Origin of the sequence: Chthoniobacter sp. (assembly GCF_040003245.1) — a bacterium.
Taxonomy (GTDB): domain Bacteria; phylum Verrucomicrobiota; class Verrucomicrobiia; order Chthoniobacterales; family Chthoniobacteraceae; genus Chthoniobacter.
The window spans coordinates 1-12053 of sequence record NZ_JBDUCX010000006.1; the positions used below are offsets into that span (position 1 = coordinate 1).

A 12053-nucleotide genomic window follows, 5' to 3' on the forward strand; every position below is an offset into this window, starting at 1 on the left:
CAGCTTCACGTCGTCCCAATAGCCGTCGCCCTTGGCCACGTGCAGCAGGTTGATGCTCGCGGTCGTTTTGGGGCCGCTATTGAAGATGCTCTCGACTTCGACCCAATCGCTCTCGCGGGTAATCTTGTCGGTCTCCGTGCGACCGACGTTGTCATTGAGACTCACCTTGCCGTGGATGGCGTGGGCTTTGACCCAGCCGCTGAGTTTGTATTCGGTGTTGGGCTTCACCGGCACATCGGCATGCAGGCTCGTGTCCGCGTCATCGTGGGTGATGACCCGCACCGCGTGCGCGCCGCTGTGCACCATGCCCTCGCCGCTCACGACTTTCCAATCCGCGTTCTCGTTGCCGGGCTTCTTGCCGTAGTCGCGCCGCGCCCAGCCTTCGGGCAGGCCGTCGGCGGCGAGATTCTCGAAACCGGGATTGGGCAGGAGATTCGGCCCTTCCTTGAACGCTTCCACCTTGTGCCTGCGGGCGAGGATTTTCGACGCCGTGGAGAGCCATTCGTCGGCTTTCACGGCGGGATCGGCGGCGAGACTTTTCACGACGGTCTGGATCTGCGGGGTGGTCGGGAAATCCGCGAGCTTCACGAGAGCAGCGAGGCGCGTGTCGGCGTCGGGGTCGCCGATGACGCCGGTGCCAAAGAACAGCGCGCTGGCCTTCGCATCGGCGCCCAACGTGCGGACGGCGTTGCGGCGCAGGCCGGAATCTTTCGCACTGAGCGCGGCTTTCTGCGTGGCGTCGTCGAGGGCGCCAAGGCCTTGCAAGGTCCAGAGGGCATGCACGGCGGCGATGTTGCCGTCATTGGCCGCGACGATCTTTTTCAGCGTGTCGGCGGCGTCCGTCTTTTTGCCTTCGACCAGCAGGCGCTGCGCGGTGAGCCGCCAGTCTTGGGTGTCGCCGCCGAGCGCCTTCACGAGGTCCGCCGTGGAGGCGCCCGCGAGAGATGGCTTCACGGGCTTCGCCTGATCCCACACGACGCGATAGATGCGGCCGCGCGCATGGTCGCGCAGGTCGTTCTTATGCGCACCGCCGGGACCGGTTTCGCCCTTGAAGCCACCGCGCTCGACGCTCGGCGTGGGGTTGTGCTGGATGATGAAATTCTGCCAGTCGGCAAACCAGACTGCGCCGTCCGGCCCGACTTCGGCGAAGACGGGCGACATCCATTCATCGGTGCTGGCCACGAGATTGAAGCCATCCTTCGCCACATAGCCCGCGCCATCCGGCTGCACGTCCTGGAGCGTGATGACTTTCATCGTGGGCTCGCAAACCATGGCCTTGCCTTGCAAACGCGGCGGGAGATTCGCGGAATAGATGAACGAGCTGCCGCAGGCCGCGGTGTAACCGCCGAAGACATCCACCTGCCGGAAATTCGGCGTGATGGTGTGGACGCGGTCCTCGGTGTTGATCTTCTTCGCGCTCACCGCCCGCAGGCCGGTCGGGAAAGCCGACGCCGGGATGCCGCCGAAAAAGATCGGCGCGCCATTGGCCGTGCCGCCGAATTGATCGCCATACCGGTTCGCGCTCTGCGCCCAGGTGTTGTTCGTGAACTGGTGCAGGAACTCGAGCGCGCTGCCATCCGGGCGGAAGCGATAGGTGCCCATGGTGAACTTCGTTTTCTTCCCCCCTACCACGCCGTCGAAGCCGTCGTAGCCCACGCTGCCGTAGAGCCAGTTGTCGTAGCCGTAGTGGAGATTGCCGGCCTGCCCGTGCGTGTCGCCGATGCCCCAGCCGGTGAGGATTTCCTCGCGGATGTCCGCATGGTCGTCGCCCTTGCTCGACTTGAGGAAAAGAAAGCGCGGCGGCTGCGCGACGATGATGCCGCCATTGGCGAAAGTGAAACTGGTGGGGATGTTGAGGTGATCGGCGAAGACCGTAAATTTGTCGGCGACGCCATCGCCGTCGGTGTCCTCGCAGATCTTGATGTCGTCGTTGCCCGTGCCGTCGGGGTTGTAGCCGTGCGGATAGTCGCGGGTCTCGGCGACCCAGAGCCGCCCGCGCTCGTCCCACGCGAAGGCGATGGGCTTCATGATGTCCGGCTCGCTGGCGAAGACTTTCAGCTTCATGTCCGCCGGCACTTGCGTGCGCTCGATGCTGCCTTGCACGCTCATCGGGTGCTGAAAGGTGAGTGGCTCCGGGCGCTTCTCGTAATTGGCGACCCACGGATTCGGCTCGCGCTGCTCCGGCTCGCGTTGGGCGACAAAAATCTCCCAGTCCTTGCGGCGCGCATCGCCGACGGCGGCGAGCACTTTCGCGCGCACGGCGCCGATGAATTCCGGTGTGCCCCACGCTTTCTCGTCGCCGGCAAAATCGATCTTCGCCACCTGCCGCGGGGCGTTCGCCGCGATGGTCGCGCCGTCCTCGATCACCGCATCGAAATGCGCCAGCCGCCCGGGCGTCACCGTCTGCACGTCATCCGCGTAATCGAACCAAATCGCCTCGCGACCCAACTCGCGCATGAGCACGTGCACATGCTGCCGGCTGCCGGCCGCTTCGCTGCCGAGGAAGAGGATGCGCAGTGGGCCGGTGGCGGCTTCGACGGACGCCATCCAGCCAGACAAAATGAGCGCGGCAAAAAGAGGGGAAAGACGACGTTTCATGATATTTCGAAATGGGGGATGAAGGCGGCTGCCGAAGACGTTTATCGTGCCCAATGAAGCATCTCGGCACGATCCTGGCTTGATTTTTCCCGCCAACATTCCGGTGCAAACGCGACATTATTTTCTCGCGATACACTGAAGACGTGCGTAACCCGGGCGATTCGTTTGCCCACGCCATCTTTCTGCGGAGCGGTGAGCAGAAAGATGAAAAGGTCCTTTCGCTGCTGATCGTTGCTGCCGAAGTCGTCGCACGGCACTCGTTCCCTCGCGCGGCTCAAATCCTTCTCGCAAATCCCCGTTCATCCTCACACGCTCGGCATCATGAAATCGTTTCTCCCTGCTTTGCTTGCGACCTGCACTTTCAGCCTGCTGGCCCACGCCGCGCCGGTCTCGCTCTCCGATGGCAAGACCTTCGACGGCTGGAATGGCGACACCGAGAAGACATGGCGCGTCGTGGATGGCGCCTTTGTCGGCGGCTCGCTCGAGGAGAAGGTGCCGCACAATGAATTCCTGGCGACGAACAAGAGCTACGGGAACTTTGAGCTGCGCTTGAAATTCAAGCTCGTGGGCACGGAGGGCTTCGTGAATGGCGGGGTGCAATTCCGCAGCCAGCGCATCCCGAATCATTTCGAAATGATCGGTTACCAGGCGGACGAGGGCGACGGCTACTTCGGTTCTCTCTATGACGAATCGCGCCGCAAGAAAGCGCTCGCGACGCCGGACAAGGAGCTGATCGAGAAGACCCTGAAGAAGGGCGAGTGGAACGACTATCGCATCCGCTGCGAGGGCCGGCACATTCAGCTTTGGATCAACGGCGTGCAAACGGTCGATTACACCGAGCCGGATGAGAGCATCGAGCAGACTGGGTTGATCGGCATACAGGTCCACGGCAACGGCAAGACCGAGGCGTGGTACAAGGACATCACGATCGAAGAGCTGCCGTGAGGCTGGCGTGGCTGTTCCTGCTGGGCGCCGCAGTGACGGCATGCGCGGAGCCGCCTCCGGTGGTGCGCGATGCGCAGGCACCGGCGGTCCGGGAGTTGGTCGATCTGGCGTCGCTGGACGCGGGCTTCCGCTTCGATCTGCGCTACGCGACGCCGAACAATTTCATGCACGTCACTCTGTATCCCGTGGCGAAGGCGTATCTCCAGCGCGACGCCGCGCAGGCGCTGGTCGAGGTACAACACGAACTCGCCGCGCAGGGGCTTGGCCTAAAAATCTTCGATGCCTATCGGCCGCTGTCGGTCCAGCAGCGGATGTGGGATCTCATCCACGATGAGCGCTACGTTTCCAATCCGGCGATCAATGCCGGCAGACATACGCGCGGCACGGCGATCGATCTGACGATCGTGGATCGCGCTGGTCATGAACTGCCAATGCCTACGCCATTCGACGACTTCACGGAGAGCGCCCACCGTGAGGCGGCTGGTATTCCGGCCGAGGCCGCGCACAATTCGAAAACGCTGGAAGCGGCGATGCTCAAACACGGCTTTCTTCCTTACCCGTTCGAATGGTGGCACTTTGATTTTCGCGACTGGAAAAAGCACCCGCCGCTCGATGTGCCGCTGGATGCGTTGCACTGAGGCCTGGTCAACAGCGCGGAGGGATCGCGCTCTACTTCACCCCGCGATATTCCGAAGGCGTGCAGCCCACCCAGCGCTTAAAAGCACGCGAAAAGACGAGCGCGCTGACGTAGCCCACGGTGGGCGCGATGGCCTCCAGCTTGTCGTCGCTGCTTTCGAGCAATTCTTTCGCGCGCTGCATGCGCAGGTAGGTCAACTGCTGCACCGGCGTGCGGCCGAGTTCGCGCAGGCAGAGCCGGCGCAGATGCTCGGCGCTCATATGCACGCGCGCCGCGAGGGTCGGCAGCGTCCACGGCGCGGCGGGATCGCGTCCCACTTCTTCCCATAGACGCCAGAGCCGCTCCTGTCCGCGCCAGGGCTGGGCCAGGCGCTGGAGCAAGCCGTGCAGCAGACCGACCCAGTGATGCACCATGCGCGGATCGCGTGCGCCTTCCCATTCATCGCGCAAGCCACCGATCACGCGGGACATTTCGCCTACCTCGGCGCGCACGCGCACGGGCGAAATGGCCCCGACGAGCGGCTTGATCCACGGCGGTTCCTCGCAGCGCACCCAGGCGAAAGCCCAGCGGCGGCCAGGCACCGCGTGAAACGCATTCAACACGCGCGGTGGCGCCATGCACAACTCCCCCGCGCGCAGGCGCTGCCAGCGGCCATCGAGCAGGATGCGCCCCTCGCCTTGTGCGGCCTCAAGGAAAAAACTGCCCGCCGGACGGAGGCGAACGCGGGCGTAGGGCGTCGCGCAATCGTCCAGCCCGACGCGGGCGATGCGGCAGGCCGCGAGTTCCGCGCAGGCACTGGCCTCCAGCACCCAGCGCCGCGTCCGTGGGCCATCGATCGTGGTTTCGGCGAGGGGAGCATTGGGGGACATCGTGGACGAGACTACCGCACCCGGTGGCGAAGTCGCGAGCCCACACACACCGCGATTTGCCGTGGCGGCGGGCGGCGCATTCCGCTAGCAAGCGTGCGCTCATGGCCGAAGAATCACCCCACCCGCTCCGACGCGACTTCCTGTCGCCGTCGCTGCTCGTGCTGGCATTGCTGCTCATCGCGCTTTGGCCGGGCGATGTTTCGTGGCTGCTCGATGAGCCGCGCTTGATCGCCACGGCGTGGCACGCCAATCACGACCATCAGCTCGCCGTGGGTGGGCTGTACGGCAACTTCGGCATCCGCTACGGGCCGCTGCCCACGCAGATTTATCAGGTGTTGCTGCTCGTCACGCACGATCCGTTCACGCTCGTCGTCCTGCGTGCGCTGCTCTGCGCAGGCGTGACGGGAGGCGCTCTGCTCTGGCTGTCACGCACTCTGTCCCTGCCCGGCTGGTTTGTTGCCGGCGTGCTCGTCTCACCGCACGTCGTCGCCTATCACCGGGTATTATGGGACGCGAGTTTCGCGATGCCGGTCGGGGCGTTGGCGCTCGCGAGCTTCGCGGATTTCCTGCGCACCCGGCGGGCGTGGTCGCTGCGCGCTTGTGTGATCACCAGCGTGCTGGTTCCCACGATTCACCCGCAGTCATTGCCGCTCGCCGCCGGCCTGCTGGGCTGGCTGGCCTGGCAACACCGCCCGGCTCTGTGGAGCGATCGCCGCGGGTTGTGCTTCGCTGGCGCCATCGTGCTTTTGCTCAACGGTTACTATTTCGTGCAATTCGCCGGGCAACTCTGCATGCGATTCGGCGGCTCGATGCAGAAAGGCTACCCCCATGGAGGGTCGCATCTTGCCTCCGCACTGGCGCCGCTATTCGGTGGGCGGTTGTTGAGCGGTGCGGATTATCTGCAAAGTCTCGCGCGACTCAGCGCTCCGGATTGGCTGCATGTGACCGCGCAGGGATGCTCCATGCTGATCTTCCCGTTAGAGTGGATTGGAATCGGGGTCGCCGTCCATAGCGCCTGGCGCACAGTGCGTACGCCAAAGGCCGCGACGCCGCGCCGGAGCGTAACGCTTGTCCTGGTCGCCGCGCTCGTTTTGCAGGCGCTGCTGTTTGGAGCGATGCGGATTCCCGCAGCACCGCAATACTTCTTCGGCACATTTCCGCTGCACGTGCTGGCCGCATTGCTCGCCGTGGATGCCTTGCGCAAATGGCGAGTGGGCACGGTGCTCGGCGCGCTCTACGTCGCCGGTTCCGCCATTCTTACGCTGGAAGCGGCGATCAGCATTCACCACCATGGCTTTGAGCGTCCGCTCTGGCCCACACTCGCGACCAGCGTAAGCGTGGTGCAAAAACTGAATCATTTCCCCGACACCACGGCGCTGACCAACTTCGCGGTATACAAAAGGTCTCCTCAAACGCTGCGCACGCTGCGGCTTTTGCTCCCGGCCGCGCCGACCGGCGAAAGCGGACGCCTGCTGATCACAAATGATCGCAGCGCGGGCCAGCCCGGCGTGATCGCGGTGACCGAACTCGCTCCGGACGCTTCGCCCCCGGCAGGCAGCCAGCAGATCGACACCACTCCACTGCCGAAGGATTGGGTGCCCGACCCGAGCACCTGGTAACGCGCCGTTTCGCACTGCCAGTGGTGGATTTTCGTCGGCTGACAAACGCCAAGCATCCGGCCACCATTCGGTTGTCCGTTTCGCCACCCCAGAACTTTCCCATCATGAAACGCCTCTTCCTCCTTCCTGCCCTGACCTTCCTCGGTGCGCTCGCCGACGCCGCACCGGTCTCTCTTTTCGATGGCAAGACGCTCGATGGCTGGGAGAGCCGCGAGCCTGCGCTGTGGAAGGTGGAGGATGGCTGCCTCACCGGAGGCGACGAGACGACGAAAATCCCGCACAACGATTTTCTGTGCTCGAAGAAATCGTTCTCGAACTTCGTGCTGCACCTAAAGATCAAGCTCACGGGCGATCCGAAGACGGGCATGATCAACAGCGGGGTGCAGATCCGGACCCAGCGCAACCCGAGCGGCCACGAGGTGTGCGGCTACCAGTGCGACTACGGCGAGCCATCGTGGTATGCGGGCATTTATGATGAGGGCCGGCGGAATAAGTTCATCGCGCCCGCTGACATGACGGTCGTGCACCCGGCGATTCACCTGTGGGATTGGAACGACTATGAGATCCGCGCGGAGGGCAATCGCATCCGCACGTGGATCAATGGCGCGCCGGGCGTGGACTACAAGGAGGAGGACCCGAACATTCCGCAGGACGGCATTCTCGGGTTTCAGATTCATGCGGGCGGCAATACGAAGGTGCAGATCAAGGACATCTTCATCGAGGAATTGCCGGCCACACCGGATGCGCCGACCTGGGAAAAGCTCGGCGGGGTGGAAGGCGTGCGCGCGAAATTGAAGGCGGAGGCGCCGGCACCCGCGGCGGCCAAGCCGGCGGCGGGCGGACGCGACATCAGCTACAACGCCGTCGCTTCCAATGCGAAGACAGCGGAGGAAGAACGTGCGGCTTTGAAAGTTCCGGAGGGTTTCGAAGTGCAACTCGTGGCCAGCGAAGATGTGCCCAATGGCATCGGTAAATTCGTGCCACTGGCCTTCGATCAAAAAGGCCGGTTGTGGACGACCACCGCGCTCGAGTATCCCGTGGACGGCAACGAAAACGCCGCCGCCACGGATGCCATGTATGCAGGGCGCGGCAAGGACAAGGTGCTCGTCTTCGATCGTGACCCGAACTCGCCGACCGGACTGGCGAGCAAACCGCGCGTCTTTGCCGATGGCCTCGCCATCGCGCTCGGCGTGCTGCCCTATGGCGACGGTTGCTACGTCCATCACGGCCACAACATCGAGTTCCTGCACGACACGGATGGCGACGGCAAAGCCGACAAGACGGAAGTCATCCTCACCGGTTTCGGCGTGCAGGATTCTCATCTCATGCCGCACCAGTTCACCCGCGCGCCTGGCGGCTGGATCTGGCTGGCCCAGGGCGCGTTCAACTACGGCAAGGTCCATCGGCCCAGCGATCCGCCGGATGCCGGTGTCCAGTTCGATCAATGTCGCATGGGGAAGTTTCGTCCGGATGGCGCGCAATTCACCGTCACCTCGCAAGGCCCGTGCAATATCTGGGGCCTCGTCCTCAACGGTGAGGGTGAAGCCTTCATCCAGGAAGCCAACGACTATGGCTATCCGGTGATGCCCTTCCACGAGTACGCGAACTACCCGGGTTGCTCCGACAAACAGATGAAAAGTTACGCGCCCGAATTCCCCGGCACCGCGCCGGATTTCCGCATGGGCGGCACAGGGCTGAGCGGCCTCGCGCTCACGGACAAAGCCGGCCCGTTCCCCGAGCCGTGGCGCGACGTCATGCTGGTGGCGAATCCTATCACCAATCGCATCAACGCAATCAAGATGCACCGCGACGGCGCGCACTGGAAGCTGGAGCATCTCGCCGATCTCGTCATCTCGGAAGACCCGTGGTTCCGCCCGGTCGCGATCAGCATCGGCCCCGATGGCTGTCTCTACATCGTCGATTGGTACAACAAGATCATCTCGCACAACGAGGTCCCGCGCAACCATCCCGACCGCGACAAGACCCGGGGCCGCATCTGGCGCATCAAGCCCACCGGCACGAAACCCTTCGACGTACCCGATCTCACTAAGGCCAGTGGTGACGAGTTACTGGCCAAGCTCGGCGGCGAGTCGCTCACGCAGAGCCATCTCGCATGGCAGGCACTGAGTGATCGCGCGGACGGGAGCCTGGAGCCGAAGCTGCGGGCGATTGTGGCGGATGAGAAGGCGAGTTCTGAACGAAGGATTCAAGCGATGTGGGTGGTGGAAGCAAACCGGCACGCCGACGACAGCCTTCTCCGCCCGTTGCTCGACAGCCCCAATCGCAACATCCGTCGCGAGGCAGTCCGCGCTTGGGCGGACGATGGGACGCACGCTCGCGTCTCCTCCGACCGACGTTTGAAGGTCCTCGCCCCACTCGCCGACGACTCCGATCCGGAGGTGCGAGCGCAAGTGGCGCGTTCGGCAGAAAGCCGCCTCGCCTGGCATTTGGATTTCGACGCGGTCATGCGGCAATCCGGGGCCGACACGAAAGGGTTTGAGATCGAAGACGTGGATTCTGCACTTCACATTCTCCTCGCGATGGGCCGCGGCCCGCTCGCCGAGCCGAGCGCTCCTTCCACGAAGAACAACAAGCCAATCAAAGTACGCGAAGCATATGATCGCGAATTCGAGCGTTATCTCGTGCGCATGTTCCTCGAACAGCATCCGGACAACGTAACGAAGTTCCTGGATTCTGACGCGGCGAACGCATCGCCCGCGGAGAACCGCCTGCTCGCATCGCTCGCGCTCGACCCGAAGGCAAGTGCGGCGCGTGTCGCGAAGCTGCTGCCGCTACTGGAGCGCGCACCGGGGCCGGAAGAGATCTTGCGACTCGCGCAGTTTCCCGATGAGGCCGGGGTCGGCGAGGCACTCAAGGCACTCCTCGCCAAGCCGACGACGCGCGTTTCCACGCTTGACGCGCTCCTCGCGGTGCGAACGCGGCTCGACGCCGCAAAACTCACGCCGATGCTATCCGAGGCGGCTGGCGATTTGCTGGCCGGTGATGCCGCCGCGCAGGAACTCGGCACGCGTCTCGCCACCTCTTTCGGCCTCGCGGCGACGGAGCCGAAGCTGATCTCCATCGTGGAAAATGAATCTGCGACTCCCGGCGGTCGGAGCGCGGCACTGCGAGCGCTGGCTTCCTTTGGGAGCAAGCACAGCGAGCTGTTCGCGAAGCTTGCGGAGACCTCCTCGGATACACTCTTGCGCGACGATGCGCTCGCGGCGCTCGCCGCTTCGAAGGCCGAGGACGCACCGGCGCGGTTGCTCGCGCTGTATCCGAAAGCGGCTCCGGCGCAGCGCCGCACGGCGCTCGACCGGCTCAGCGAAAGCAAGCCCGGCGCTTCCGCGATCGTGGCCGCGTTAACCTCGGGCGCGATTCCGACCGGCGATCTCGACGGCTCGACGCTCGACCGACTGCAAGCCGTGCTCGGCTCGAAAGACGAGGCCCTTAACAAACTGGTGGACAACCTTGGTTCGCTCTTTCGTCCGGTGCTGGTGCTCGATGGCAGCGAGGAAGCGTGGACGGAAACGAAGACGAGTTTCGATGGTCCGATGACCATGGAAACGTGGGTGCGGCTCACGCCGCAGGGACGCAAAATCGGCAATGCCGACGGTGTTCTTGGGGCGCCAGGTCAAATCGATATCAATTTCTTCGATGGCAAGCTGCGCGTCTATGCCTTCCCACCGCTCGGCGACGTGGTCGTCGCCAAAAAGCCGATCACTCCTGACTTGTGGACGCACATCGCCGCGGTGCGCAACGCGGAAGGCCGTTGGAGTCTCTACATCGACGGCGAACCCGACAGCGTCGGTCTCAAGGCCGCGCCTGGGCCGCTGAAGAATCTGCGCATTGCGTGGAGTGCCGCCAAAGGCGGGACGCAAGGCTCGTTCGCGGAGTATCGGCTCTGGAATCGCGCGCGCACTGCGGAGGAAATCCGGCGCGACTTCGACCGCGGTTTCGGCGCGCCCAAGCCGGATAGCCTTGTCTTCTACAACACGGGCGGCGGCGACTGGGGCGCATTGCAAAAAGGCGCGCATGTCGCCAAGACGAGCGATCTCCCGCCCATCCTCACCGCGGACGAAGCCGCGGCGCTCGACGCGAAATTCGCCAAATACCGCGCGCTGGCCAACCAACCCGGCAACGCCGCCAGCGGCAAGCAGATCACCGCGCTGTGCATGGCCTGCCATCTCATCAACGGCCAGGGCGGCAACATCGGGCCAAACATCAGCGGCGCAGGCGCGATGGGGCAGGAAGCGCTTTTGCGCCGGCTAATTACCCCGAATGCCTCGATGGAAAGCGCGTATCACATCTTCCGCGTGAACCTCCGTGACGGCGGCATTCGCGAAGGTTTCCTCGTGCGTGAGGACAAGGACGCCGTGGTGCTGCGCCTGCCCGGCACGGAAGATCAGCGCATTCCGCGCAGCGACGTCCGCGACACCAAATTTCTGCGCCGCGGCATGATGCCCGAAGGCCTGCTCGACAGCCTGTCTCCGCAGCAAGTCAGCGATCTCTTTGCGTATCTGATGACGTTGAAATAGGGGCATGCCCGCCATCCTTGCCGCGCCGTGCGTGGGTCGTTATGCTGCCGCCCCTCCCCCATGCGCATCTGGGATCTCCATACGCATTTTGCCTCCACTGGACTCACCGCCGAGCAACGCGCGGAAAAGCTCCTGCGCGTGGCCGACCGCATGGGCATCGAGCGCCTGTGCCTGTATATGGGCTTTCCGTGGTCGCAGGATCCGGCGCCGGATAAGTTTCGCGCCGAGAACGATCAAGTGCTCAGCGTGCTGCCGAAATGGCCGGATCGACTGCTCGGGTTCGTCTATCTCAACCCGAAACACGTGGAGGAGAGCCTCGCCGAACTGGATCGGTGCGTGAAGGACGGCCCAATGGTGGGCGTCAAACTGTGGGTCGCGCAGCATTGCAACACGCCGGAAGTCGATCGCCTCGTCGAGCGCGCGCATGAGTTGCAGGCCCTCGTCTTCCAGCACACATGGCTCAAGGTCATGGCCAACTATCCGGGTGAATCGACTCCGCTCGATTTCGCCGAACTCGCACAACGCCATTCCGGCATGCCCTTGGTGTGCGGTCATACCGGGGGTGACTGGGAGCAGGGCATCCGCGCCATCGCTCCGCTCAAGAATACCTTCGCCGACCTCGCTGGGTCAGATCCAGTGGCCGGCTACACGGAAATGGCGGTGCGCGAACTCGGCGCCGGGCGCGTGCTCTATGGCAGCGACGCGAGCGGGCGCAGTTTCGCCTCGCAACTCGCCAAGGTCCATGGCGCGGACATCCCGGCGGAAGCGAAGAAACTGATCTTCGGTGAGAATCTCATCCGCCTGCTCACCCCGATCCTGAAAGCAAAGGGCATCAAGTTCTAGTCCC

Annotated in this window: 7 protein-coding genes; 5 read left to right on the forward strand and 2 right to left on the reverse strand. The window is 63.9% G+C overall.

All coding sequences use genetic code 11. The features are described 5' to 3' along the window. Nucleotides 1-2598: PVC-type heme-binding CxxCH protein (locus ABJF10_RS01540; protein ID WP_348542749.1), on the reverse strand; the 2598-nt coding region annotated here is incomplete at its 3' end. A gap of 321 nt (nt 2599-2919) precedes the next feature. On the opposite strand from ABJF10_RS01540, the gene ABJF10_RS01545 reads away from it, so the two are divergent. Together ABJF10_RS01545 and ABJF10_RS01550 are read left to right on the forward strand one after the other, a co-directional pair. Beyond that, nucleotides 2920-3543, forward strand: a complete 624-nt coding sequence (locus tag ABJF10_RS01545; RefSeq protein WP_348542750.1) for a DUF1080 domain-containing protein — start codon at nt 2920-2922, stop codon at nt 3541-3543. Then, a complete protein-coding gene (locus ABJF10_RS01550) occupies nt 3540-4181 on the forward strand; it encodes a M15 family metallopeptidase (protein WP_348542751.1) in 642 nt (213 codons plus the stop codon). Before ABJF10_RS01545 ends, ABJF10_RS01550 begins: the two co-directional genes overlap by 4 nt. Before the next feature lie 31 nt (nt 4182-4212). Here the strand turns inward: ABJF10_RS01550 and ABJF10_RS01555 are convergent, their stop codons facing one another. Beyond that, nucleotides 4213-5049, reverse strand: coding sequence for an AraC family transcriptional regulator (locus ABJF10_RS01555; RefSeq protein ID WP_348542752.1), 837 nt, complete (start codon nt 5047-5049; stop codon nt 4213-4215). A gap of 101 nt (nt 5050-5150) precedes the next feature. Between ABJF10_RS01555 and ABJF10_RS01560 the strand changes: the two genes are divergently transcribed. From ABJF10_RS01560 to ABJF10_RS01570, 3 genes are all read left to right on the forward strand, one after another. Next, a complete protein-coding gene (locus ABJF10_RS01560) occupies nt 5151-6668 on the forward strand; it encodes a hypothetical protein (RefSeq protein WP_348542753.1) in 1518 nt (505 codons plus the stop codon). Nucleotides 6669-6772: 104 nt separating this feature from the next. Beyond that, a complete protein-coding gene (locus ABJF10_RS01565) occupies nt 6773-11206 on the forward strand; it encodes a PVC-type heme-binding CxxCH protein (protein ID WP_348542754.1) in 4434 nt (1477 codons plus the stop codon). A gap of 60 nt (nt 11207-11266) precedes the next feature. Then, nucleotides 11267-12049 (forward strand): amidohydrolase family protein, encoded by a 783-nt coding sequence (locus ABJF10_RS01570; protein WP_348542755.1) that lies wholly within the window; start codon nt 11267-11269, stop codon nt 12047-12049. The last annotated feature ends 4 nt before the right edge of the window (nt 12050-12053 follow it).

Bases quoted from the DNA above. Each gene is read 5' to 3' on its own strand.
- ABJF10_RS01545 (WP_348542750.1), top strand. From the start codon at position 2,920: ATGAAATCGTTTCTCCCTGCTTTGCTTGCGACCTGCACTTTCAGCCTG.
- ABJF10_RS01555 (WP_348542752.1), bottom strand. From the start codon at position 5,049: ATGTCCCCCAATGCTCCCCTCGCCGAAACCACGATCGATGGCCCACGG.
- ABJF10_RS01560 (WP_348542753.1), top strand. From the start codon at position 5,151: ATGGCCGAAGAATCACCCCACCCGCTCCGACGCGACTTCCTGTCGCCG.
- ABJF10_RS01565 (WP_348542754.1), top strand. From the start codon at position 6,773: ATGAAACGCCTCTTCCTCCTTCCTGCCCTGACCTTCCTCGGTGCGCTC.
- ABJF10_RS01570 (WP_348542755.1), top strand. From the start codon at position 11,267: ATGCGCATCTGGGATCTCCATACGCATTTTGCCTCCACTGGACTCACC.